Genomic DNA, 23,450 nt, shown 5'->3' on the forward strand with positions numbered 1-23,450 from the left:
GGACCCGCCCGACCAGGGCCAGCGCGTTGCTGGGCCGGGTCGCGACCTGAGCCCGCCCAATTTGGACGACGTCGGTGTGCCCGGTACGGCACACCGGAGTACACGCGGGCGGTATCGGTCAGCCGTGCCCGGTAGCCGGTGGCTGGGGTCTTCCCGTTTTTGAGGGGTGGGGGATGGGGCGCTCGACGGCTTGCGGACCCGTTGATGCCGGTCTTCGCCTTGTCCCTGGGTGTGGTTGGTGGGGTCGGGACTTTGCAATGGGGCTGGATGGTTGGAGTGCCCTGGTAGCCCAGGCCGCAGATGGTGGGGATGCTGACTACCAGGGTGTCGTCATCCGCCTTGGCGGAGGCCAGTCGGTCATGAGCACGCCCGGCCACGGGGCGGTCAAGCGCGGAGAGGGACCGCCCGGACCCACTTGCGCGGGAAAGACCAGTCGATCCACCGGGCGAGGCTCCACCACCATGGACCACCCAGCTCGCGCGAGAAGATACGCCTGCTGACCGGGCGGCGGCCGTCGAACAGAGACCATCCCCGCTCGCGCGGGGAAAACCGGGTCTCGGTGTCGGTCAGGGCCTTGGCCGCCGGACCATCCCGCTCGTGCGGGAAAGACGCGCTGGAAAATCCGGACGCCAAGCTGTTCCAGCGCCCCCCGCTCGCGCGAGGAAGACGTGCCAGCGCTTCCCCACCGGCACGGCCTCGGGGGACCACCCCGCTCGCACGGGGAAGACAACCCTGAGGCACGTCCTCTGCCCCTGTTGACGAGTCAGCAGTCTTGTGAAGGCGAGGTGGCCAGGCCGGTCGGGACCGCAGCGCCGGAGAGGTAGCGCTCCAGCATCCGGCGTCGCTCGGCGAGCTGCTGCTCCTGCTGCGCCAACTGGTCGCGGACCTGCCGGGCACGGGCGACGAGCGCGGCGCAGTCGCCGGTGGGCTGCTTCGACCCGGCGCACGGGATGACCTCCCGGATGACCTCGGAGGGCAGGCCCGCGCGGTAGAGGTCCTGGATGAAGGCCACCTGGCGGATTGCCTGCTCGTCGTACTCGCGGTAGCCGTTGGTGCGCCGTTCGGAGAGCAGCAGACCTTGCTCCTCGTAGTACCGCAGCGCGCGGGTGCTGACCCCGGTGGCCTTGGCGAGCTCCCCGATCCGCATGACGCTACCTCCTGGCCGCACCGGACTTGACATTGACGTCAACGTGAAAGTTTAGCGTCGCTGTCATGAGCGCGAATGAGCAGGGCGAACAGCGGAACAACGATCGGCGCGTCGCGCTGGTCACCGGTGCGGGCACGGGCATCGGAGCCGCCCTCGCACAACGGCTGGCCGCACAGGGCATGGACCTGGTCGTAGTGGGGCGCAACGCCGCCCGCTTGGAGGACGTGGCGCAGCGACTGCACGCCGAGCACGAGGTCGACGTGCTGCCCGTGCCATTGGACCTGTCGGAGCAGGATGCCCCCACCTGCTTGGCCAAGCAGTTGGCGGAGGCGGGCATCGAGATCGACATTCTGGTTAACAACGCGGGTGCCGCCAAGGTCGGGGCGGTCGCCGATACCGATCCGCGGACGATCCGCGCCTTGGTCGACCTCAACGCTGGCGCAGTGGCCGAAACGACCGCGCTGTTCCTGCCCGCCATGGTGGCTCGCGGCCGGGGCGCGATTGTGAACATCGCCAGCACCGCCGCGTACACGCCAGGGCCCTACAACGCCACGTATGCGGCGTCGAAGGCGTTCGTGGTCTCCTTCACCCGATCGCTCTGGCACGAGGTGCGGGGCACCGGAGTCAGGGTCGTGGCGGTCAGCCCCGGCTCGACCGCCACACCGATGAACCTCCGCCGCGTTCCCGGAACGCGGCAGCCCGAGCAGGTCGCGGACACCGTCATGGCTGCTCTGCGCAGCCGCGCCCCCGTGGTCGTCGACGGTTGGGTCAACGCCCTTCTAGCCTTCATGTTCGGCCGCGTCCTCCCGCCTAAGGCGGCAGCCCGGATCACCGGGGCGTTCTTCCGCAAGGCGGCCCGAGAGGGCGATTAGCAGACCGGAACGACGCATCCGCTGGATGGCGCGCTTCTCCCTGTTGGCCGTAGCCGTCCTCGCGACGCTGGACATCTCCTCGCCCCGCCACCTGACCGGGATCGGCTCGCCCGCGCTGTCACGGGTGACCGCGACGCGGACCCGGTTCGCCAGCCACGCGGTACCGCATCCCGACCCGCCCGCCGCATCCACTGAGCAGCGCTGACCGCACCTTCTCGGGTACGGCTTGGCTACTACCGTCACCGCATTGGCGCGTGTTTGCGCTTCTGCGTTGTGCTCGCTCAGGACGGGCTGTAGTCCTGCCACCGGATGGGTGGGGTCCGCGCAGACCGAGACCCCGGTGTCGGATGGTCAGGTCGATGTCGGGTCGTAGGGGCCACTTCGAAGGTCTCCGGCTCGGTGGCAGCCAGGGCGTCGGCGACGGCGCGGTCGCAGCCGAGGTAGGTGCAAGGGGTGTCGAGTTCGGCGGTCACGAACCAAGCGTGATCCTCGGGCCACCGGATCATCCCCGCTCGCGCGGGGAAGGCCAGCCGGGCCGGTCCGCCGGGGTGGCCAGGTCGGGACCATCCCCGCTCGCGCGGGGAAGACTCGACGACGACCCGCAGGAGGTGCGCGAGTACGGGACCACCCCCGCTCGCGCAGGAAGACTGCGGCTACGACGTGCGGTGGGCCTGGACCCGGGACCACCCTCGCTCGCGCGGGGAAGACCGTGCGGGGTATGGCGTTCAACTGCCCGAGGCGGGACCACCCCCGCTCGCGCGGGGAAGACTGAACGGAAAGTAGTTGTGCGCAGGGACAGCCAGGACCACCCCCGCTCGCGCGGGGAAGACACTTTCTGACCAGGCACTTTACACGGCGTTCCGCTGTTTTAGCATCGGTTTGTGCGGGCTGGCACTGAGTGGTCAGGACAGGGGGCCGGTCTGCGGGCACTCACCGGGGTACCTGCGGCGGCTGGCTCCAACTGCTCAGCGGACACGGCGATTTGACGGGCTCGGCTTGACCTGAAGTAGTTGATCATCCGGCTATCCGGTGAGCGCGATCAGGTACTTGAGGGCGTGGCCGGACCCATATGTCGGTTCATCGCTGACCACGAGGGACGTCATCGGGAAGCGGAAAGCTTGATCGGACTGCAGGCGATGTCCAGCCTCGACAACAGCGCCACCGGGCGACGGCGAGATGCGTCGTGACGTGGGCGGCTGGGACTGTGGCCCGCGCGGTATCCGATCAAGCGGCGGTTGATCGGAGCAGGTGGACTTCGTGGGCGAGGTCGTTGACGTCGCTGTTGTGGCGGTGGTGCGCGGTTTCGGTGGCCAGGGGTGCCAGGTGGTGCAGCAGGCGGGTGGAGTTGACCGCGCGTACGGCGTCGAGTGCCTGGTGGCCGAGTTGGGTGCCGGTGTCGGGGTCACCGGCGGCAAGGGTGCAGGTGGCCAGCCAGGTGAGGTTGAACGCGCGTTGGCGGGCGTGGTCCGCGGGGGTGTGGTCGAGGGTTCGGCGCAGCCGGGTGATGGCTTGGTCGCGGTGTGCGGGGTCGTTTAGGCCGAGGTGGCTGTGCACGCGGGCGGCGGCGGTGTCCAGGGCGGTGTGGTCGAAGAAGCGGGCGAAGGGGCGGTCCTGTTCGTCGGTGCCCGCGTGGGCGAATTCGTTCTCGGCGCGGCGCAGGGAGCTGATGGCGTGGTCGGGGTGGCCTTGGTGGGCGTAGGCGACGGCCTGGTTGGCGTGCAGGAAGGCCACGGCGAGGGGGGAGTGGGCGTCCTGGGCGGCGATCTGGCCGAGTTGGAAGTATTTCAGGGCTTCGTCGGGGTCGCCGTTGTCCAGCGGCACGCGGCCCAGGTAGTGCAGCACGATGGCGGTGTGGGCGGGGTCGCCGGCGGCGCGGGTGTGCTCGACGGCGCGGACCAGGTGGCTGTAGGCCTCGGTGGTCAGGCCCAGGTCGTGGGCGGTCCAGCCGGCGAGGGTCCTGGCTTCGGCGACCGCGGCCAGCAGCTGCCTGCGGATGGGGTCGGTGCAGTCGGCGCCCAGTAACGACTCCGCCCAGCGGCTGTGGGCGAGGATGGCCTCGCGGCAGGAGCCGCCGCCGTGGGCGATGTCGTAGGCGCGCAGTCCTGCGGTCAGCGACCGCAGCTGGTCGACCTCGGCGGCGCCCAGGCGCGCCGGTACCGGTGTGGGTTGCGGGTCGGTGCTGATGAGGGTGATGTCGGCGCTGGTCAGCGCCGAGCCCACGACGAGTTTGCCGACGATGCCGAGCAGTTCACGACGACGCACGGGTCCGTCCTTCACGCTGTCCGAGCAGGGGGAGCAGGGCAGGGGAGCAGCCGTACCACCGGCGTAGGCCAAGCCCATGTAGCCGCGTGGGATGCCCAGGCCGTCGGCGATGCGCGCCAGCACCTGGTATGCCTGCACCTCGCGGCCGCGGGTGATCGCGGAGACCTCGGACTGGTGCAGGTCGGTGCGTGCCGCGATCTGCCGCTGCGACACCCCCGACCTGCGCAACAGCGCGAACACCCGCCCGATGTCGTGCCGGGCCAGTGCTTCGCGCATCTGCGGGGTCTCCCACAGGCGCGGGTCGAGCGCCTGCTCGCGGGGCAGCACGTTCATGGGGCCTCCGCTCGTGGTCCGCCGATCACGGTAGCGACGCGGTGGTGGCCGTGCCGAGGTCTGATCGGTCAAACCGATCGGTTGCGCTGATCGGGTCTGCTGATCGGGGCGGTGAGCGGTGAACGGGAGCAGTGCGGCTTCTCGCCTGCCGGGGTCGACGTGGGGCAGGGTCGCGGCACCGCACCTGAGCTGGTGCTTCCCGGATGGGTGGAGCGGAGGTGGGCGAGATGGCCGCCCTGAGGACCGAGCGCGCCGGGTTGACCGGGGGTGTTCCCAGTCCGCGCGCGGATGAGCCGCCGCGTGCCGGGACGGTGGGACGGTCGCTCCGGGTCGCCGTGATCCGGGCCGGTGTCCGCAGCGAGCGGAGCTGAGCGCGGTGGCGGGCCTGTGGCGCGATGCGGTCGCGCGGATGGTTGACGTGGACAGCCCGCTGGGGCGGGTGGGGGTGGCGGTTGACGAGCTGGCCGCCCACCTCCCGATGCCGGGCACTCAGACCCGCTGTCCGCTGTGCTCGACCATGACGTGGCCGTGCGCGAGCTTCCTCGATGCCGCCCGGCACCTGCACGACGGTGGTGTGCCCGTGGGATTGCTGGTGCCGTTGGACCTGCACCCGGTGCTGTGGCCGCCCACCGCTTCGGCGCCTGCCCCGGTCACCGCCGTGGGTGGATCGACCACCTCGACGCCTCCTGCCGTCCATCCCGCGCCCGTTCGGGAGTCCTGGGCGGGGTGACCTGTTCCGCTCGTTGAGCGCGATCGCGTCGTGGCCGGCCTGTTGCGGGGCTACCGGTGGAGGGTTGCTCGCGGAGGACTGGCGCGCTGGTCCCTGCTGTCCGTATGTCCACTTGCGACAGTGAGCGGTCGTTGCGGCGGATTCTCGGGCTGTGGGCGGAAAGTGGCTTCGTCGGAGTGGCTTGCCGGGGGTTCTCGCGTGCTCGCGAGGCTGATTGGGCAACCTGCTTGACAGATTGAGCAGCTAGGTTGACTATATAAGCAGCTTAGTTGCCTATCTGATCCTCGTGTGCCGTCGCAACGCGATCGGCGACCATCCCAGGAGCACCTCATGGCCGAGACCACCGCCGTCCCCGACGTCGGCACCCTCATGCCGGACTTCTCCCTGATCAGCCCGAGCGGCGTCCGGACGAACCTGCATGCCGCGCGTGCCAAAGCGACCACGGTCGTCTACTTCCTGAGGGCGAGCACGTGCCCGGCCTGTCTCAAGCACGCCCGTGCGCTGGCCGAACTCGCCGAGGCGGACGAGCTGGGCGGAGCCGAGGTCGTCCTCGTCGCGCCCGGAGACGTCGACGAGGCGCGCCGGCTCGCCGACCGCGTTGCGTCGTCGGCGGTTTCGGCATGGGCGTCGGGAACCGCCCACGGCACCGTGGGCATGGGCAGCTTCCTGGCCGTCCAGCACAGCGGGACCTTCCTCGTCTCGGACGACGACACCATCCGCTACCGGCGCACGGCGACCCTGCCGACACGCAGCTTCGACCGCGACGAACTCCTGGGCGCGCTCGCCCGTGCCCGCTGATGGACCAGTGGGAGAAGTTCAAAGGATGACTTCATGACCGAATTCCACGACCTCCTCGAGCGCAACCGCGAGTTCGCCTCGACCACGGATCTCCGACTCCTCGAGATGCCCGACCCCGCTCGCATGCCCGAGCGGATGCCCCTGGTGCTCACCTGCGTCGACCCCCGCGTCGAGCCCGCGGGCTTCCTGGGGCTGCGGACCGGGGACGCCGGGGTGCTGCGCAACGTCGGCGGCCGCGTCGACGACCGGATCGTCGAGGACATCGCCTACTTGGCGATGCGGCTCGGCGTCCGGCTCGACGTCGCTGTCATCCACCACACGCAGTGCGGGTCCGGTTTGCTCGCCGACCACCGGTTCCGCGGGGCTTTCGCCGAGCGCACGGGGGCCGACGAGGAGGTGCTGGCCGCGAGGGCGGTCACGGAGCCGTCGCGGACGGTCCGGCACGACGTGCGGCGGCTGCTCGCGAGCCCGCTCATCACCGGCGACGCCGTCGCCACGGCGTCCGGGCACGTCCTGAAGCTGGAGACCGGTCTGGTCGAGACGATCATCGCGGCAGCCGCTCCCGGTGAACCGGCCTCCGACTGATGCGGGAACGTGCCGCCGTGCCCGTGCTGTCAGGGCACCGGCGGCACGGCCGGTCAGAACACGCCGTACTTCGAGCGGCACTTCTGGGGCGTGCCGGACGCGCCGTCCTGGATGCAGGCCTCCAGCCGGTACGAGGTGCCGACCTCGATCCAGTCGACCACCAGGTACGGGTCGCTGCACTCCGCGTTGGACCCGTTGAAGTCCTGCGCGACAACGGCTTTCGTGTGGCCGGAGACCCACAGGAACGCCATGGCGCGCATCCCGTCCGGCTTCCCCTCGTCGCACGCGTACAGGTGCGCCCCGTCGGTGAAGCCGGCCACGCCGTAGCCGCCCTTCGCCGAACTGCCGCTGCTCACCACCGTGGACGCCGACGCGACCGGAGCCGCCAGCGCGGCGGCTGTGAACAGCGCGATCACCATGCCGATCGCGGTGGCGAATCGTCGTGCTGCCATCTGGACCCCTCCCCGTGGGCTGTCGCGGAACGGGGCCGATGGTGTCGCGCCGGTCTTGGGCGGGTCTTGGATTTTTCTTGGTTTCCCAGGTCGGCGAGATCTCGCCGCACGGCGTGAATCACGGTGTCCGGTCTTCGAGGGCGACCTGCACCGCCAGGGGCGGCGCTCATCGCGGCTTCGGGTGCCTCAACCGCTCCGCCGGGTGGCGAGCCCGTCCAGCACGATGCCGAGGTGCCGCTCGAACCGCCGATCGCCTTCGTCGTGGAGCCGCCCGGCCGCCTTGACCAGTGACGCGCCCTCGCCCAGCCAGACCTCGCGGTGGGCGACCGAGTACCGCGTCGGATCGGTCTCGGCGGCTTGGCGCTGTTCCTGCTCCTCGATGACGAAGCCGACGACGAACGCGGTGACCACGTCGGCGGCGTCTGCGGCGTCGGCGAGCCGCCAGCCGGACGCGATCCAGCGCTCGAACCACGGTTCCTTCATGCGGACCACGTCCGGGTCGGTGATCCGCGTGCCGCTGAAGGTGCGGGCACCGTCGCGGTGCAGCAGGTATTCCGCGCGCAGGACGCGGGCGTAGGCGGCGAGGTCTTCGCGCCAGTCCGCGCCGGGTGGCATCGCGGCGAGGGCGCCCACGACCCGGCGCATGACCTCGGTGGCCATCTCGTCGAGCAGTTCCTGCTTGTTGCGCACGTGCCAGTACAGGGCGGGCGCGCGGACGTCGAGCCGGGTGGCCAGCGCGCGGACGGTGAGGGCGTCCATGCCCTTGTCGTCGAGCAGTTCGAGCGCCGCCGCCACGATCCGCTCCCTGGTGAGGCCCTTGGTCATGGTTGACACCTTAACGGTGTTCAGGCACCCTGGCCGTGCCGCTTAACTTAGTTAAGGAGAGTCCGGTCGTCGTGACCGGAGGGGGAGCGATCATGCGGAAGAGGGCACTGGTGGTCGGGCTCGGCATCGCGGGGATGTCCGCGGCGATCGGGCTGCGCCGGGCGGGGTGGACGCCGGTGATCGTCGAGCGGGCGCCCGAGCGCCGAACGGGCGGCTACTTCATCGCGCTGTTCCCGGAGGGCAGGCGGGCCGCGGTCGACCTGGGGGTCGTCGACCACCTGCACACCCGCACCCCGGAGTGGAAGCCGGACGGGAGCACGTGGGCGTTGACCCGCAGGGGCAGGCGGAAACCGGCTCCGAGGTTCCTGGACCAGCCCGACGGGCCCACGGCGGTGCTGCGCGGCGACATCGAGTCCGCGCTGTGGCGGAGCGTCGCGGGCGACGGCGTCGAGGTGCGCTTCGCCACCACCCCGGTCGCGATCACCGAGGGCGCTGCCGGGGTGGAGGTCCTGCTGGAGAGCGCCGACACCGGTGCGCGGTACCGGGAGGACTTCGACCTGGTCGTCGGCGCGGACGGGATGCGTTCGAGCGTGCGCCGGATCGCCTTCGGGCCGCACGAGGACTACCTGACGAAGTGGAACGCGATGATCTGCGCCTTCCAGTTGAAGGAGCAGGTGCCCTCCTTCGAGGCGAGCGACAGCGTCGTCGACGCGCGCTCCAAGCGCGCGGTGTGGGTGTTCGGGTTCGCCGATCACGCGCCCACAACGCTGCTGACCTACCGCACCAAGGACATCCAGGAGCAGTTCACCGGGTCACGGGTCCAACGGCTGCGCTCGGTCTTCTCCGGGATGGACAGTCCCGTGGTGCGCCACGTCCTGGACTCCCTGGAGCAGACCGACGACTTCCTGTTCGACTCGGTGCACCAGGTCAGGATGCCGAAGTGGAGCGCGCGGCGGGTCGTGCTGGTGGGGGACGCGGCGTGGTGCATGAACCTCTACTCGGGCATGGGCGCCACTTCCTCGCTGCGCGGCGGCGCGGCGCTGGGCGCGGCGTTGCGGGAGCACCCCCACGACCTCACCGCCGCCCTGGACGCCTGGGAGGCGGGATTGCGCCCCTTCATCACCAAGCACCAGCGCGCCGCCCGGCTCAAGCAGCAGATGTTCGTCCCGTCCAGCCGCAGGGCCGAGGTGCTGCGCTCGGCCGCCCTCGACCTGCTCCGCAAGGTCCACGACCGCCGGATCACGGCGGACACCACCGCACCGCGGGCCCCGGTCTCGTCCGGCACGACGCGGTGACGACGGTGCCCGCGTCGTGCCGGACGGGATCGCGCCCCCGCCGGACTACCCGGCGTCGGCGGTGCGCAGGGTCTGGATGTGGGTGGTGCGCTCGCCGGTGTGCGGGTCGCGGCCGTGCCAGCAGCGGTAGTTGTCGAGCACGAGGATGTCGCCTTCCTCCAGGGTGAAGCGGGGCAGGGCGGGGTGGACGCGGGCGACCGCGTCGTCGAAGCGGGCGAGCATGGCGGTGACGCGCTCGGCGTCCGGGTCCCGGTGCAGCGGCACGGCGCCGTCGGTGCGGCGGGTGATGCGCCTGCCGGTGCGGGTGTGCTCGATGTGCCTGCCGACCCTGGGCGTGGCGGGCAGCCCGCGCGTGCCCGCCCAGCGGCCGTAGAGGTCCACGTCGCTGTCGGCCAGGAACGCCCGCAGGTCCGGCGGCAGCGAGTCGGTGAAGGCGTGGGCGTCGAGGGCGAACGACTCGCCCCCGCTGGGCGCCTGCCGGGCGAGCATGACCAGGACGTGGTCCTCGTCGGGGTGGCGGCGTCGGGTGGGGGTGCCCGCGACGTCGACGACCACGTCGAAGCTGTCGGCGTGCAGCGGCACCAGGCCGCCGTCCACCGAGTGCCGGGTCCGGTGGGGGTACAGCTCGCGCAGACGGGTGCCGAACAGCAGGGCCGCGGCCACGGTCAGCGAATCGGGCACGGCGGGCAGCCCGGACAGCACCACCGCCCCCGCCTCGGCCAGCAGCCGCCGAGCGCGGGGGTCGGCGGCGTCGACGCGGTCGGGGACGATGCCGGTCACCGGGCGGTCCCGAACCCGCGCGAGGAGGGCACGAGCGCGGCGGCGGCCGGAGCGGCGAAGCAGACCACCGCGCACGCGGCCAGCACCGGTCCCGCGCCGAAGTGGTCGATCGCCGGGGCGATCAGGGCCAGGCCCGCCGGGGCCAGGCCGTAGGAGAGCAGGAAGTCCAATGAGGACACCCGAGCCAGCATCCGGGGGTCCACCTCCCGCTGGGTCGCGGTGAACCACGGCACGTTGAACAGCTCGATGCCCACGCCCGCCAGCACGTAGGCGGCCAGGATCGCGGTGGCGGGCGCGGGCACCAGCAGGCTCAGCGGGGCGAACCCGTAGCAGGCCAGTCCGGCGAGCGCGGCCCACCCCTGGTGGCGGGGCTTCCAGCGGGCCATGAGCAGCGCGCCGAGCAGGGCACCGACGGTGTAGGCGGTCAGCGCGGCGGCCAGCACGGCCTCGGTGCCGTACCGGTCGCGGCTCACCAGCGGCAGCACCACGCCGGTGGCGGAGTAGCCGGTGGCGATCACCGCGGTCAGCGCGCCCAGACCGGCCAGGAACCAGGGGTGCCTGCGGGCTTCGCGGATGCCGTCGAGGAAGTCGGCGGTGAAGCGGGTCCGCGCGCCGGGCACCGGCGCCCGGTCGGCTCCGGCGGGTGGGATCAGCGCGGCGCCCAGCCAGAGCACGCCGGTGGCGACGAGCAGGACCGGGGTGTCGACGACCACGGCGAGCAGCGCGGTCACGCCGGGGGCGACCAGGGTGGTGACCCGCACCGAGAGGGTCAGCGCGGCGTTGGCCCGCTGGCGCTGGTGCTCGGCCACGACCTCGGCGGTCAGCGCCTGGAACGCCGGGCGGCAGGCGCCCTGCCCGGCGCCGACGACCGCCGCCGCGGTGGCCATCAGCACCAGCGAGCGCCCCATGCCCATGGCGATCACCGGGGCGGCCACCCCCGCGACCAGACCCGCCCACAGCACGACCGCGCGGCGGGAGTGCCGGTCGGCCAGCACCCCGGCCACCGGGACGGCGGCGAGGAAACCGGCCGTGCGGGCGGCCAGGACCACGCCCAGCTCGACCGCGGTGATCGACCGCTCCAGCACCGCCAGGCCGAGGACGAACGGCAGCGCCCACGTGGCGATGCCGGAGGCGGTGCTGCCCGTCCAGAGCCGGAGGAAGGACGGGCTTCGGAACACCGATGCCGACTGGTGCTCGGCCGGTGCGACGTCGTGCACCACGCGGACTTCCCTTCGCCGAGGGCTTGATTTGGCAATGATTATCGTTCAGGGTAGCGGTGCCGCTTTCGAGGTGTGGAGGGGACCGTGTCGCGCCCAACGTCGCGCTCAGCTCGCCTGGTGTCCGTGCTCGCCGCCGCGATCGTGGCCGCCGCGTGCGCCACACCGCAGGACTCCGCGGGCACCGCCGCGCCGTCCGGCGCGGTCGAGATCGAGAGCTGCGGGAAGCGGCTGGCCTTCGCCGACGCGCCGCGGCGGGTGGTGGCGCTGGACCAGTCGTCCACCGAGACGCTGCTGGCGCTGGGCGTGGGCGACCGGGTGGTCGGCACGGCCAACCTCAAGACCGAGGTGGCCCCGGAGCACGCCGAGGCGTACGCGAAGATCCCCGTGCTCTCGCCGAAGGTGCTCACCGCCGAACCGCTGCGCGCGGCCAACCCGGACCTGGTGGTGGCCTCGTTCAAGGAGCTGTTCACCGCCGACCGCGCGGGCACGCGCGACGAGCTGGAGCAGCTGGGGGTGCCGACCTTCGTCAGCGCGGTCAACTGCCCCGACGGTCGCACCGAGCCGTTCGAGCGGCTGTTCCGCGACTTCACCGACCTGGGGGAGGTGCTGGGCGTGCCGGACCGCGCCGAGCGGCTGGTGTCCGAGCAGCGCGCGATCGTGGAGCAGGTCCGCGCCGCGGGGGAGCGGCGCCCGGAGGGCATCGAGGTCGCCTGGGTGTACTCGGTGTTCAACGGAATGCCCTACGTGGCGGGCGGGACCGGCATGGCCGACCACATGAGCGAGCTGGCGGGCGTGCGCAACGTCTTCGCCGACGTGGACCAGGAGTGGCCGGAGGTGTCCTGGGACGAGCTGGCCAAGCGGGAACCCGACGTGATCGTGGTCGGCGACCTGTCCGAGCGCGGCAACCCCGGTGACAGCGCCGGGGAGAAGCTGGCGATGATGCGGGAGCACCCGGCGGTGTCGCAGCTGGCGGCCGTGCGCGACGGGAAGGTCGTCGAGCTGTCCGGCATCGAGATGGACCCCTCGGTGCGCACGGTCAACGCGCTGCGCGCGTTCTCCGCCGGGCTCGACGAGATCGCCGCCCGTGGCTGATCCCGCCGCACTCCTGGACCCGGCGGTCGAGCCCGTCGTCACGGCGACCGGCCCGACCGCCGGGCCGAGTGGCGCGGGTGGACGTCGCCTGGTCGTGGTCGTGCTCGGCCTGCTCGTGCTGGCGGTGTCCCTGGTGGCCGCCGTGCGCGTGGGCATCGGCGGCGGCATCGGCTGGGCCGAGATCGGCCGCTCGGTCGGCACGCGGTTCGGGCTGCCGGTGCCGCCGCTGCCCCGGCTGACCGACTCGCTGATCTGGGACCTGCGCGTGCCCCGCGTGCTGCTGGCCGCGCTGGTCGGCGCGGCGCTGGCGGTCTGCGGGGCGGCGCTGCAGAGCGTCACCCGCAACGCGCTGGCCGACCCCTACCTGCTCGGCGTGTCCTCCGGCGCGTCCACCGGCGCGGTGGTCGTGGTCGTGGTCGGCTTCGCGGGCTCCCAGCTGGGCATGACCGGCGGGGCCTTCCTCGGGGCGCTGGTGTCCTTCGCGCTGCTGATGCTCCTGCTGCGCCGCCGGGGCCTGGACTCGGTGCGCATAGTGCTGACCGGGGTCGTGGTCGGGCAGCTGTTCACCGCCCTGACCTCGCTGATCCTGATGGCGACCGGCGACGCGGACAGCACGCGCGCGCTGACCCACTGGCTGCTCGGGTCGCTGGCCCCGGCCCGCTGGCAGTCGGTGGTGGTGTGCGCCGTCGCCTGCGCCGTCGGGCTGCTGCTGATCTGGCTGTGCTCGTCGGCACTGGACGGGTTGGCCTTCGGCGCCGATACCGCCGCCTCGCTGGGCGTGGACGTGCGCGCGGTGCGGGTGGTGGTGTTGGTGACCACCTCGCTGATGACCGCCGTCGCCGTGGCGGCGGTGGGGGCCATCGGGTTCGTGGGGCTGATCGTGCCGCACGGCGTGCGGTTCCTGGTCGGGCCGCTGCACCGGGTCCTGCTGCCGGTGTCCGCGGTCGTGGGCGCGGTCTTCCTGGTGTGGACCGACGCCCTGGCGCGCATGGCCTTCGCCCCGCTGGAGGTGCCGGTGGGCGTGTTCACCGCCCTGCTCGGCGTCCCGCTGTTCCTGGTGATCCTGCGACGGCGGGGAGAGCTGTGAGGATCGAAGCGCGACACCTGTCATGGGGAGTTCCCGGTCGCACCATCGTGCGCGAGGTGGACCTGACCGTCGAGTCCGGTGAGACGGTCGGCCTCGTCGGTCCCAACGGGTCGGGCAAGTCCTCGCTGCTGCGGTGCCTGGCCGGGCTGCGCGCCCCGACCTCCGGCGAGGTCCGCTACGACGGCGTCGACATCACGGGCTGGTCCGCGCGCACCAGGGCGCGGCACGTGGCGTTCGTCGAGCAGACCGCCGACACCGACAGCGATCTGACCGTCGGCGAGGTGGTCATGCTCGGCCGCACCGCGCACGGCTCGCCGTGGCGCGGACCCACCGCCGCGGATCGCGCGATCGCCGCCGCCGCCCTGGACCGGCTGGACCTGGCGGGGTTGGCCGACCGGCCGTGGAAGCAGCTGTCCGGCGGCGAGCGCCAGCGCGCCCACCTGGCCCGCGCGCTCGCCCAGCGCACGTGGGGCCTGCTGCTCGACGAGCCCACCAACCACCTCGACGTCCGCCACCAGTTGGAGCTCATGGAACTGGCCGCCGCCACACCGCGGACGGTGGTCGTCGCCCTGCACGACCTGGCGATGGCCGCCCGCTACTGCGACCGGCTCGTCCTGCTCCAGCGCGGTCGCGTCGTCGCCGACGGACCGGCCGAGCGGGTGCTGACCCCCGCGCTGCTGCGCGAGGTGTTCGAGGTGGACGCCGACGTCGACCGCGACAGCGCGGGCCGCCTCGCGGTGGCTTACCGAGGACCCGCGCGTTGAGCCGTCGAGCGGCGACGAGGGACGGTCGGGGAGGCGGGCACGCGGGTCACGCCGGGGCCGCGCCGACGCAGAACTCGTTGCCCTCCGGGTCGGCCATCACCACGTGGTGTCCCTCGAACTCCTCCAGCACGCTCCCGCCCGCCAGCACCAGACGCTCGGCTTCCGCCTTGATCCGCGCCCACCGCTCGTCGGGACTGCCCTGTCCCGGCACTCGGATGTCGATGTGGAGTCGGTTCTTCGCCGTCTTGGGCTCGGGGACCTTGAGGATGCAGAGCCGGGGACCTACGCCGTCAGGGTCGCAGAGCCAGGCGCCGTCGTCCGCGGACTCGCCCTCCGGCAGGCCGAACTGCGCGAGCCACTGCTCGCGCGTGGCGAACGGAGCAGGTGGTGGTTCGTCGACATAGCCCAGTGCCGTCTTCCAGAACGCGGCGAGGAGCTGCGCGTCCGCGCAATCAAGCGTCAGATCGATTCCGGCTGCCACGGCAGGACCGTACCGCGCACGTCTGACGGCCGAGCTCGTGATCAGAGGAGCGATCGAGCCGGCGCAACCCCGGTCGCGGGGGTACTCGCGCCCGGTGCTGATCGGCCCTGGCTGATCACCGCGAGGTGAACGCGCTTGAGCCCGAGTCCCGGCACCACCGGCTGGGCGGTGCCGGGACTCCGGTCGATCAGGGCTGGACGGTGAAGGTGTAGCTCTTCAGGCCGCTGGTGAGCGCGCCGCCGGTGGCGCCGGTGGCGGTGACCTCGAAGGTGGCGGTGTAGGTGCCCGCCGCCTCGAACGCCCAGTTGGCGTGGGCGTGGCCGCCGATGGCCAGCGCGCGGCTGTCGGGCAGGCCGTTGCCGCTGTCGAACCACACGCTCACGGACCCGCCGAAGCCGGTGGTGTAGACGCTGAAGTCGGCGGGCCCGGTGACCGAGACGAGCTTCACGGTCAGCGAGTTGTTCAGCAGCACGCCGGTGGGGACGCCCGCGGTGTCGAAGCCGGGCCACAGGACGCCGTTGACCTGGCTCTGGGGCAGGACCCAGAAGGTCGACCCCGGTGCGCCGAGGAAGGCGTAGGCGCTGCTGGAGGGCACGGTGGACTTGCTCGCCGGGACGGCGTTGAGCGTCACCGCGGACGGGTCGCGGTCGACGGCGGGGGAGACGGTGCCGTCGCGCAGGTCGAGGGTGAGCGCGCTGCCGGTCCAGTCGACGTCGATGACGTCGACGTGGCCGGAGGAGAGGGTGGTGGCCGCGTGGGCGGTGCCCGTCGGGAGCAGGGCGAGCGCGGCGACGAGTGCGGCGGCGGAGAGGCGGGTGCTCATCGGTTCACCTTGAAGCGGTAGGTGGCGGGCTCGGACACGACCCGCTCGCCGGTGGTGGCGAGCGTGCCCGCGGCGCGGACGGTGATGGTGTAGTAGCCGGGCGCCTCGAACGCCCAGTTGGCGTGCTGGTGGCCGCCGGGGGTCAGCGCCAACCGGTCGGGCAGGCCGTTGCCGCTGTCCACCAGCACGCTCGGGGCGCCGACCGCGTCGGTGGTGAAGATGCTGAAGTCGCCGGGGCCGTGGACGCGGGTGACGTTCAGGCGCAGCGAGCCGTCGACGAAGACGTCGGGTTCGACCTCCTCGGCGGCGATGCCCGGCCACAGCAGGCCGGTGTCCTCGACCTCGGGCAGCACCCAGACCGGCCTGCCCGGCGCGCCGAGGAAGGCGTAGGCGGGGTCCGCGGGCACGGTGGTCCTCGCCTGGGACTTGGCGACCAGGAGGACCTCGGCTGGGGAGTACTCGGCCTCGGCGGCCTCGTCGTGGACGTGCAGGTCGAACGCGCCGTCCTCGTAGGCGACGCCGAAGACGTCGACGTGGCCGGTGTCGATCGTGACCACCGGGGCGGCGGTGGCGGACGCCGCGACGACGCCGGACAGGCCGGCCGTCGCGGCGAGGAGCAGGGCGATGCGTGCAGTCGTGCGCACTGTGGGTGCACTCCAATCGTGCGGTGGCGCGGCCGGGTGGGGCCGCCACGGGAGCATTACACATGATTATCGTTTCCAATACGGCTGAACGGAGCACTTCCTCCGGCGCGTGGCGCACGGTGCGCCCGGCGGGGGCGGGCTCCGTTCGGCCCATTGAAAACGGTTGTCGTTTGTATTAGTTTCGCGGTGCCCCGCCGGTCCGGCGAACGGGCGACTGGAGGTTGGAGAGCAGATGCGAGTGCGTGCGCCCTCGCGCGTCGCCGCGGCCCTGTGCGTGCTCGTGGTCGCCGCCACCGCGTGCACGTCTTCCGCCGCCGGGGGCGCGGGAGACGGGTTGTCCGTGGTCACGACCACCGAGATCCTGGCCGACCTGGTCCGCAACGTCGGGGGTGATCGGGTGCGGGTGGACTCGCTGGTGCCGCCCGGTGGCGACCCGCACTCCTACGAGCCCACGCCCGCCGACGCCAAGAAGATCGCCGCGGCGGACGTGACGTTCACCAACCACCTGCTGCTGGAGGAACAGCGGCTGATCAAGGCCGTCGACGCCAACGCCCGCGAGGGCACGCCGAACGTCTCCCTGGCCGAGGCGTCGGAGACCTACGGCGCGAACGTGATCCCGCTGGTGGAGAACGTCGGGCTGGACGTGCTGTGGCTGGGGCTGCGGGTGCGCGGTGACGGGAAGCAGCGCGGCGCCACGCGCACCTCGCAGGTGCGGCTGACCGCGACCGCCGTGGACGGCCCCGGCGAGCTCGTGGCCTACCTGACCGAGTCGCTGGGCAAGCCCGTGACGTACTTCGACTCCGGCGACGGTCTGTCCGATGTGGACTCGACCACCCTGCCCCCGGCCGCCCACACCCACCTGAACTGGGCGTTCACCGCGCCGGGAACCTACCGGTTGACCTTGCGGGCGGCCCTGCTCAACGACGGGGGAGACCCGGTCCCGCTGGGGGAGGGCACCTTCGCCTTCGCGGTGGGCGTCGACCCCGGCGGCATCGCGCCCACCGTGCTCAACGAGGGCCACACCGACCTGACGGTCGACCTGGACACCGGTGAGCTGTACACGTTCAACGACCGCGCGGGCGGCACCTCGCAGCAGGTCGTGCCCGCCGCGGAGGCGGTCATCGAGGTGCCCAACAAGGCGATCACCACCGTTCCCGACGACCAGCGGTTCGCGTTCCTGGGCGCCGCGGGCGCGTCGGTGCACCAGCTGCCGCAGGCGGTGCTGGGCAAGCACGTGCACGGCGAGATCGACCCGCACCTGTGGCAGGACGTGCGCAACGCCCGCGCCTACGCCGAGGTCATCCGCGACACCCTGCGCACCGCCGACCCCGACGGCGCGGCCGACTACGACCGCGGCACCCGCGACTACACCGCCCGCCTCGACGAGCTGGACGCCCACGTCCGCGACACCGTGGCGGCCCTGCCCCGGCAGCGCCGCCACCTGATCACCACCCACGACGGCTTCGGCTACTTCGCGCACGCCTACGAGATGAGCGTGGCGGGGTTCGTGGTGCCCAACCCCGCGCAGGAACCCAGCGTCGAGGACGTGCGCAAGCTGACCGAGACCATCCGCAACCTGAAGGTCCCCGCCGTGTTCATGGAACCCAACCTCGCCCAGCGCGCCTCGGTGCTCACCCAGGTCGCCCGCGACCAGGGGGTGCGGGTGTGCCTGCTGTACGGGGACTCCTTCGACGAGCGCACCCGCAGCTACGCGGACATGATGCGGCACAACGCGCAGGAGGTCGCCCGGTGCCTCGCCTGACCCGAGCCCTGGCCGCGCCCGTCGTCGCGGTCCTCGCCGCGCTGATGCTCGGCCAGCACACCGCGCACGCCGCGCCGGTGGTCGTCGCGGACGGCCACGTCGACCTCGGTCCACGACTGGTCGAGGGCGACTGGGTGGTCCAGATCCGCGACGACACCGGCGGGGAACCGGTGTGGCGCGAACCCTCCGACGTGGTGATCCAAGTGGCCGACGCGGCGAAGAACACCGTCCCCGACGACCCCGCCTACGCGTTCCTCGGCGCAGCAGGCAGCGACATCTGGGTGCTGCCGCAGGTGCAGGCGCAGGGCGTGGTGTGGCCGGGGTGGAACACCCAGGACCCCAGCATCCGCGACCTCGCCGGGCGTGGCGTGGACTGGCGCCTGCACGGCGTGAGCGGACCCGGCCGCTTCGAGCTGTTCCTCAACGGCAGCTTCGGCGCACCCGAGACGGTCTTCAGCAGCCGGCGGCCCTATCCGCAGCAGACCGGTGTCGAGCCGGGCACCCACGCCCACGGCAACTGGGTGTTCACCGCCCCCGGCGCCTACTCCCTCGACGTGGAGATGGCCACCGCCGACGGCCGCTCGGATCGCGCGACCTTGAAGGTGCACGTCGGGCCGGGCGACCCGGCGGCGGCGTTCGCCGCGGTCGAGCGGAGCGCCGGGCCGTCGAGCACGTCCGCCGCGCGGCAGGCCGGTGCGGCGGACGAGGGCTCCTCCGGCACGCCGTGGGGCTGGGTCGCCCTGGCAGCCGTGCTCGTGGCGGGGTTGATCGCCACCCCGCTGCTCGCCGCGCGGTCCCGTCGGGCGGCGAGGGGGGACCGGTGAACGCCCCCGTGCTCGACGTCCGGGGCGTCACCGTGCACCTGGGCGGCCGGGAAGTGCTGTCCGATGTGGACTTCCGCCTGCGGCGGGGCGAGCTGGTCGGCCTGATCGGGCCCAACGGCGCGGGCAAGACGACCCTGCTGCGCACCGCGCTGGGGCTGGTGCCGATCCACCGGGGCGCGGTCGTCGTGGGCGACCGCACGCCGCGCCAGGCGCAGGGGTCGTTGGGCTACGTGCCGCAGCGCCACGAGTTCGCCTGGGACTTCCCGATCACGGTGGAAGGCGCGGTCGCGACCGGCCGCACCCACCTGACCGGCCTGCTGCGCCGCCGCACCGCCCGCGACCGGGAAGCCGTGGCCGACGCCCTGGACCGCGTCGGCATGGCCGACCTGCGGACCAGGCCCGTCGGCGAGCTGTCCGGCGGTCAGCGCCAGCGCGTCCTGGTCGCCCGCGCGCTCGCCCTGCGACCGCGGGTGCTGCTGCTGGACGAGCCGTTCACCGGCATCGACGTGCCCACCCAGGAGCTGCTGAGCGGCCTGCTGGCCGGGTTGCGCGACGAGGGCGTGGCGGTGCTGATGACCACCCACGACCTCGCCGCCGCCAGCGCGCTGTGCGACCGGCTGTGCCTGCTCAACCGCACCGTGGTCGCCGACGGCGCGCCGAGCGCGCTGGCCGACACCGACATCTGGCTGCGCACCTTCGGCCTGGATCGCGCCGAGCAGCTGCTCAAGGCACTGGGGGTGACCGGGTGACGGCCCTGGAGTTCCTGACCGCCCCGTGGGAGTACGACTTCTGGCGCCGGGCCCTGCTGGTGGCGTTGATGTCCGGCCTGGTGTGCGGCGTGATCGGCAGCCACGTGGTGCTGCGCGGCATGGCGTTCATCGGCGACGCCGTCTCGCACGCGGTCTTCCCCGGCATCGCGGTCGCCTTCGTGCTCGGCACCAACCTGGTGCTCGGCGGCGCGGTCGCGGGCGTGGTCACCGCGCTGCTGATCGCGGTGTTCACGCAGAACCGCAGGCTCAAGGAGGACTCGGTCATCGGGATCTTCTTCGCGGGCTCCTTCGGCCTGGGCATCGTCATCCTCAGCACCGCTCCCGGCTACGGCGGGTCGCTGGAGTCGTTCCTGTTCGGCTCGATCCTGGGCATCAGCGACTCCGACGTGGTGTCGGTCGCGGTGATCGGCGCGCTGCTGCTGGCGACCACCGGCGTGCTCAACAGCCGGTTCACCGCCGCGACGCTGGATCGCGAGCAGGCCCGCGCGGTCGGGCTGCCGGTGTTCTGGCTCGACCTGGCCCTGCACGTGATGGTGACCCTGGCCATCGTCATCTCGCTGCAGGCGGTGGGCAACATCCTGGTGCTCGCCCTGCTGGTCACCCCCGCCGCGGCGGCCAGGCTGCTCACCGACCGCCTCGGCGCCATGATGCTGCTGGCCCCGCTGATCGGCGCGGGCGGCGGCGTGCTGGGCCTGTACCTGTCCTACGCCTTCGACCTGGCCGCGGGCGGCCTGATCGTGCTGACCCTCACCGCGATCTTCCTGCTGTGCTGGTTCTTCGCGCCCCGCCACGGCCTGCTCACCCGCACCCGCCGGACCGCCGCCCCCGCCGAGGAGAAGCCGTGACCCACGCCCGAACCGGCGCGCTGCTCGGCGTGGCCGCCGCGCTGCTGGTGGCGACGCCGACCGCGAGCGCCCAACCCGTTCCCACCACGCCGACCGACGAACCCACCGCGGACGTGGTGCTCGACGCCGAGGGCGGCGGGCTGTCGCTGGACGCCCCGTCCGCGTCCGTCGAAGTGCCCGCCGGGGACGACCGGGTGGAACTGGACTGGGACACCGCCGGCGTCGAACCCGGCACGGTGTTCGGTGATGCCGTCACGCTGAGCGCGTCGCTCCTGGTCCCGCCTGATCCCGCCGAACCCGCGGCGCAGGACGGACCGACCCCCGAGGAGCAGGTCGGCCTGCCCGCCGTCCTGCCGGTCGGCGCCACCGGCACCCTGGAGGTGGACGCGCCCGCCCCCGGTGAGCACGTGCTGAGGGTGCGCGCCCAAGCGCGCTCGCTCGACGGCAGGCCACTGGCCGCCGAGCGCGACTACCGGCTGGTCGTCGCCGAGGTGACCCGGCCGGAGACCGGCAGGCACCCGACGACGGTCGAACCGAGGGCGCTCCCGCAGGTCCCGGCCCCCGCCGCGGCACAACCGCGGCCAGGGGCAGCGGCCGCCGCGCCGCCGCCGACCGCCACGGGCCGGGTCACCCTCGACCGCGGCCACGTCGACGCCGTCGCACCCCGCCTGCTCCCGGACGGCCTGCACCTCCAGGTCAAGGACGGCACCGTCGCGGGCACCGCCACCTGGCGCGAACCCTCCGACGTCGAGTTCCGCGTCACGGCCGCCGCTCGCACCGCGCTCCCCGCGCAGCCGCAGCTGTCCTTCCTCGGCGGGGCGGGCAAGCAGGTCCACCTGCTGCCCCAGACCCAGCGCAACGACCTGCTGTGGACCGGCTGGTCCACCGAGGAGCTGCGACCGGCCGAGGTGTCCGGGCCGGTGACCTGGGCGCTGACCGCGGTCGACGGGCCAGGCGCGTTCGGCCTGTTCACCACCGGCTCGTTCGGCGCCCCGACCGTCATCTTCAACAGCACCGACGGCCTGCCCGACACCCACTCCGCGGCCCTGGGCACCCACGCGCACGCCAACTGGGTGTTCGCCGAGCCCGGTCGGTACCGCCTCACCTTCACCGTCAGCGCGCCCAGGGCCGGTGGTGGCGCGCTGACCGACACCGAGACCTACACGTTCGTCGTCGGTGACGGCGCGGGCACTCCGGCCGACCAGCGGCCCGCCAACACCGGCACCGACACCGACACCGGCACCGGCACCGGCACCGGCCGGCAGAGCGGCACGCCCAACCGCCTGGCGTCCACCGGCCCCGTCGGCATCCCCGCCACGGCGGGCCTGGCGCTCGTGCTCATCGCGACCGGCGCCGCCGCCCTCGTCCTCACCCGCCGCCGCCCCGCCCCGGAGGAGCCGTGACCACCTCGACCCGCCGCCGGACAGCGCTCGGCGCGCTCGCGGCCGCCGCGCTGGCCGCGCTGTCCTCCACCCCGGTCGTCACCGCGGCCCTCGCCCAGGACGCCACACCCGTGGTCGACCGGGGCCACGTGGACCTGCTCGCGCCCGCCGTCGTGGACGGCGCGCTGAAGATCCGCTACAAGGACGGCAGCACCGAGCCGCCGACGATCCACGACCCCGAGCACGTCGTCACGCACGTCAAGCCCGAATCGGTCATCCAGGTGCCCGACATCCCCGAGTACGCCTTCCTCGGGCCGGTGGGCAGCGACCTGTGGCTCATCCCCGAGATCCAGAACCCCGACGTGGTGTGGGCCGGGTGGAACACCGAGTCCCTGACCGCGGACCGGGTCGCCCCGGACTCGGTGCGCTGGACCCTCGACGCCATCGGCGGCGACGCGCCCGGCAGCGCCGCCCCCGGCAAGCTCACCGTGTTCCAGACCGGCCCGGTCGGCGAGCCGCTGCCCCGCGTGTTCGACACCTCCGGACCGCTGCCCCAGAGCACCCCGCTGGTCCCTGGCACCCACGCCCACGCCAACTGGACGTTCTCCGCCCAGGGCGTCTACCGGCTCACCTTCACCGTCGAGGCCACCACGCCCGACGGGACGCCGTTGCGCGACACCACGACCTACGCCATCGCTGTCGGCGCGGTCGATCCCAGCACCGTCAGGCCCGGCACGGGCACCCCGCCCTCGTCGTCCTCCTCGCCTCCCGCGTCCTCTTCGACGCCGTCCACCACCACGACCACGACGACCACGACGACCAGTACGGCCAGCACGACCACGCCATCCACCCCTCCGAAGTCGTGCGTGGTGCTCGACGACGGCCACGTCGACCTCATCGCCCCGCGCCTGCTCGACGGCGCGCTGCGCACCGGGGTCAAGGACGGCGCCGCCGGACCCGAGCGGGCGGTGTGGCGGGAGCCTGCCGACGTGGTGCTGCACGTGGTCCCCGAAGCACGCAACACCGTGCCCGCCGACCCGGCCTACGCCTTCCTGGGGGCGCCCGGCACCCCGGTGTGGCTCATCCCGCAGACCCAGGTCCCCGGCGTCGTGTGGGCGGGCTGGAACACCGAGTCCCTCACCCCGCAGCAGGTCAGCGGCGACGTCGAGGTGAGCCTGTCCGCTGTGGAGGGTCCCGGCGAGGTGGCGGTCTTCCTCACCGGCATCGCCCCGACCGTGCTGGTCGACTCCGGTGACGGCCTGCCCGACGCCATCACCGTCCCCCTGGGCACCCACGCCCACGCCAACTGGGCGTTCGGCGGCGAAGGCGTCTACCGGATCACCGTCGAGGTCACCGCCACCCTCGCCGACGGCCGCGCGGTCGCCGACCGCGACGTGTTCACCATCGCGGTCGGCGACGTCGACCCCACGGCGGGCGAGGACTGCGCGCCGCCCAGCACCACGTCCACCACGTCCACCACGCCCGCCCCGACCGGCACGGCCACCACCGGCCCGCTCACGACCACGCGGCCGGTGGCCGCGGCACCGAGGTCGGCGGGCTTGGCCTCCACCGGTGTCGGCGGTGTGGGCACGATCGTGCTGCTCGCGGTCGTGCTGGCCACCGCCGGTGCGCTGGCACTGGTCCTGGCGCGGCGCAGGCGCTCCCACGGCGGCTGAC

24 protein-coding genes are annotated in these 23,450 nt (G+C 72.8%); 15 read left to right on the forward strand and 9 right to left on the reverse strand.

Going from position 1 to position 23,450, the window contains the following annotated elements; translation table 11 throughout:
* Positions 1–763: 763 nt before the first annotated feature.
* A complete protein-coding gene (locus tag IEZ00_RS21465; RefSeq protein WP_189225104.1) occupies positions 764–1,147 on the reverse strand; it encodes a MerR family transcriptional regulator in 384 nt (127 codons plus the stop codon).
* Between the two features lie 65 nt (positions 1,148–1,212).
* Here IEZ00_RS21465 and IEZ00_RS21470 point away from each other — a divergent pair, with 65 nt between their 5' ends.
* Together IEZ00_RS21470 and IEZ00_RS21475 are read left to right on the forward strand one after the other, a co-directional pair.
* On the forward strand, positions 1,213–2,019 hold the full coding sequence (locus IEZ00_RS21470) for an SDR family NAD(P)-dependent oxidoreductase (protein ID WP_189225105.1): 807 nt from the start codon (positions 1,213–1,215) through the stop codon (positions 2,017–2,019).
* A gap of 25 nt (positions 2,020–2,044) precedes the next feature.
* Positions 2,045–2,224 carry a hypothetical protein gene (locus IEZ00_RS21475; RefSeq protein ID WP_189225106.1) on the forward strand — a complete coding sequence of 60 codons (180 nt, stop codon included), beginning with the start codon at positions 2,045–2,047 and terminating at the stop codon, positions 2,222–2,224.
* A gap of 1,019 nt (positions 2,225–3,243) precedes the next feature.
* Here the strand turns inward: IEZ00_RS21475 and IEZ00_RS21480 are convergent.
* On the reverse strand, positions 3,244–4,614 hold the full coding sequence (locus IEZ00_RS21480) for a helix-turn-helix domain-containing protein (protein ID WP_189225107.1): 1,371 nt from the start codon (positions 4,612–4,614) through the stop codon (positions 3,244–3,246).
* Positions 4,615–5,023: 409 nt separating this feature from the next.
* Here IEZ00_RS21480 and IEZ00_RS21485 point away from each other — a divergent pair, with 409 nt between their 5' ends.
* The 3 genes from IEZ00_RS21485 (at position 5,024) to IEZ00_RS21495 (ending at position 6,727) form a co-directional block, all read left to right on the forward strand.
* Positions 5,024–5,344, forward strand: a complete 321-nt coding sequence (locus IEZ00_RS21485; protein WP_189225108.1) for a hypothetical protein — start codon at positions 5,024–5,026, stop codon at positions 5,342–5,344.
* Between the two features lie 330 nt (positions 5,345–5,674).
* Positions 5,675–6,142 (forward strand): redoxin family protein, encoded by a 468-nt coding sequence (locus IEZ00_RS21490; protein ID WP_189225109.1) that lies wholly within the window; start codon positions 5,675–5,677, stop codon positions 6,140–6,142.
* 33 nt (positions 6,143–6,175) lie between these two features.
* A complete protein-coding gene (locus tag IEZ00_RS21495; protein ID WP_189225110.1) occupies positions 6,176–6,727 on the forward strand; it encodes a carbonic anhydrase in 552 nt (183 codons plus the stop codon).
* A gap of 53 nt (positions 6,728–6,780) precedes the next feature.
* Here IEZ00_RS21495 and IEZ00_RS21500 read toward each other — a convergent pair whose 3' ends face one another.
* Complete coding sequence (locus IEZ00_RS21500) at positions 6,781–7,179, reverse strand: hypothetical protein (RefSeq protein ID WP_189225111.1); 399 nt, start codon at positions 7,177–7,179, stop codon at positions 6,781–6,783.
* Between the two features lie 186 nt (positions 7,180–7,365).
* Positions 7,366–8,004 (reverse strand): TetR/AcrR family transcriptional regulator C-terminal domain-containing protein, encoded by a 639-nt coding sequence (locus tag IEZ00_RS21505; protein ID WP_189225112.1) that lies wholly within the window; start codon positions 8,002–8,004, stop codon positions 7,366–7,368.
* Positions 8,005–8,096: 92 nt separating this feature from the next.
* On the opposite strand from IEZ00_RS21505, the gene IEZ00_RS21510 reads away from it, so the two are divergent.
* Positions 8,097–9,299: an FAD-dependent monooxygenase gene (locus tag IEZ00_RS21510; protein WP_189225113.1), complete on the forward strand. Its 1,203-nt coding sequence runs from the start codon at positions 8,097–8,099 to the stop codon at positions 9,297–9,299.
* Between the two features lie 45 nt (positions 9,300–9,344).
* On the opposite strand, the gene IEZ00_RS21515 is transcribed toward IEZ00_RS21510, so the two are convergent.
* Positions 9,345–10,079 carry a TauD/TfdA family dioxygenase gene (locus IEZ00_RS21515; RefSeq protein WP_209620199.1) on the reverse strand — a complete coding sequence of 245 codons (735 nt, stop codon included), beginning with the start codon at positions 10,077–10,079 and terminating at the stop codon, positions 9,345–9,347.
* Positions 10,076–11,257: an MFS transporter gene (locus tag IEZ00_RS21520; RefSeq protein WP_189225313.1), complete on the reverse strand. Its 1,182-nt coding sequence runs from the start codon at positions 11,255–11,257 to the stop codon at positions 10,076–10,078. The genes IEZ00_RS21515 and IEZ00_RS21520 overlap by 4 nt, the downstream gene beginning before the upstream one ends.
* A gap of 159 nt (positions 11,258–11,416) precedes the next feature.
* Here IEZ00_RS21520 and IEZ00_RS21525 point away from each other — a divergent pair, with 159 nt between their 5' ends.
* Genes IEZ00_RS21525 through IEZ00_RS21535 form a run of 3 tightly spaced genes read left to right on the forward strand, consistent with a single transcriptional unit; the run spans position 11,417 to position 14,242 of the window.
* Positions 11,417–12,391: an ABC transporter substrate-binding protein gene (locus tag IEZ00_RS21525; protein WP_209620196.1), complete on the forward strand. Its 975-nt coding sequence runs from the start codon at positions 11,417–11,419 to the stop codon at positions 12,389–12,391.
* The gene (locus tag IEZ00_RS21530; protein WP_189225115.1) at positions 12,384–13,478 is read left to right on the forward strand and encodes a FecCD family ABC transporter permease; all 1,095 of its coding nucleotides are present in this window, start codon (positions 12,384–12,386) and stop codon (positions 13,476–13,478) included. The genes IEZ00_RS21525 and IEZ00_RS21530 overlap by 8 nt, the downstream gene beginning before the upstream one ends.
* A 56-nt stretch (positions 13,479–13,534) precedes the next feature.
* On the forward strand, positions 13,535–14,242 hold the full coding sequence (locus IEZ00_RS21535; RefSeq protein ID WP_229795968.1) for an ABC transporter ATP-binding protein: 708 nt from the start codon (positions 13,535–13,537) through the stop codon (positions 14,240–14,242).
* Between the two features lie 46 nt (positions 14,243–14,288).
* On the opposite strand, the gene IEZ00_RS21540 is transcribed toward IEZ00_RS21535, so the two are convergent.
* From IEZ00_RS21540 to IEZ00_RS21550, 3 genes are all read right to left on the reverse strand, one after another.
* Positions 14,289–14,723 carry a VOC family protein gene (locus IEZ00_RS21540; protein ID WP_189225117.1) on the reverse strand — a complete coding sequence of 145 codons (435 nt, stop codon included), beginning with the start codon at positions 14,721–14,723 and terminating at the stop codon, positions 14,289–14,291.
* A gap of 187 nt (positions 14,724–14,910) precedes the next feature.
* Positions 14,911–15,546 (reverse strand): choice-of-anchor M domain-containing protein, encoded by a 636-nt coding sequence (locus IEZ00_RS21545; RefSeq protein ID WP_189225118.1) that lies wholly within the window; start codon positions 15,544–15,546, stop codon positions 14,911–14,913.
* Positions 15,543–16,190, reverse strand: coding sequence for a choice-of-anchor M domain-containing protein (locus tag IEZ00_RS21550; protein ID WP_209620185.1), 648 nt, complete (start codon positions 16,188–16,190; stop codon positions 15,543–15,545). The genes IEZ00_RS21545 and IEZ00_RS21550 overlap by 4 nt, the downstream gene beginning before the upstream one ends.
* Positions 16,191–16,422: 232 nt before the next feature.
* Here IEZ00_RS21550 and IEZ00_RS21555 point away from each other — a divergent pair, with 232 nt between their 5' ends.
* From IEZ00_RS21555 to IEZ00_RS21580, 6 genes are read left to right on the forward strand one after another with little or no spacing between them, the layout of a single operon-like run.
* Positions 16,423–17,952: an anchored repeat ABC transporter, substrate-binding protein gene (locus tag IEZ00_RS21555; RefSeq protein ID WP_189225120.1), complete on the forward strand. Its 1,530-nt coding sequence runs from the start codon at positions 16,423–16,425 to the stop codon at positions 17,950–17,952.
* Positions 17,940–18,776, forward strand: a complete 837-nt coding sequence (locus IEZ00_RS21560) for a TIGR03773 family transporter-associated surface protein (RefSeq protein WP_189225121.1) — start codon at positions 17,940–17,942, stop codon at positions 18,774–18,776. Before IEZ00_RS21555 ends, IEZ00_RS21560 begins: the two co-directional genes overlap by 13 nt.
* Positions 18,773–19,525: an anchored repeat-type ABC transporter ATP-binding subunit gene (locus IEZ00_RS21565; protein ID WP_189225122.1), complete on the forward strand. Its 753-nt coding sequence runs from the start codon at positions 18,773–18,775 to the stop codon at positions 19,523–19,525. The genes IEZ00_RS21560 and IEZ00_RS21565 overlap by 4 nt, the downstream gene beginning before the upstream one ends.
* Complete coding sequence (locus IEZ00_RS21570) at positions 19,522–20,391, forward strand: anchored repeat-type ABC transporter permease subunit (protein ID WP_189225123.1); 870 nt, start codon at positions 19,522–19,524, stop codon at positions 20,389–20,391. Before IEZ00_RS21565 ends, IEZ00_RS21570 begins: the two co-directional genes overlap by 4 nt.
* On the forward strand, positions 20,388–21,794 hold the full coding sequence (locus IEZ00_RS21575; RefSeq protein WP_189225124.1) for a choice-of-anchor M domain-containing protein: 1,407 nt from the start codon (positions 20,388–20,390) through the stop codon (positions 21,792–21,794). Before IEZ00_RS21570 ends, IEZ00_RS21575 begins: the two co-directional genes overlap by 4 nt.
* Positions 21,791–23,449, forward strand: coding sequence for a TIGR03773 family transporter-associated surface protein (locus IEZ00_RS21580; protein WP_189225125.1), 1,659 nt, complete (start codon positions 21,791–21,793; stop codon positions 23,447–23,449). Before IEZ00_RS21575 ends, IEZ00_RS21580 begins: the two co-directional genes overlap by 4 nt.
* Position 23,450: the final 1 nt, after the last annotated feature.

Source organism: Saccharothrix coeruleofusca (genome assembly GCF_014648515.1).
Lineage (GTDB): Bacteria > Actinomycetota > Actinomycetes > Mycobacteriales > Pseudonocardiaceae > Actinosynnema > Actinosynnema coeruleofuscum.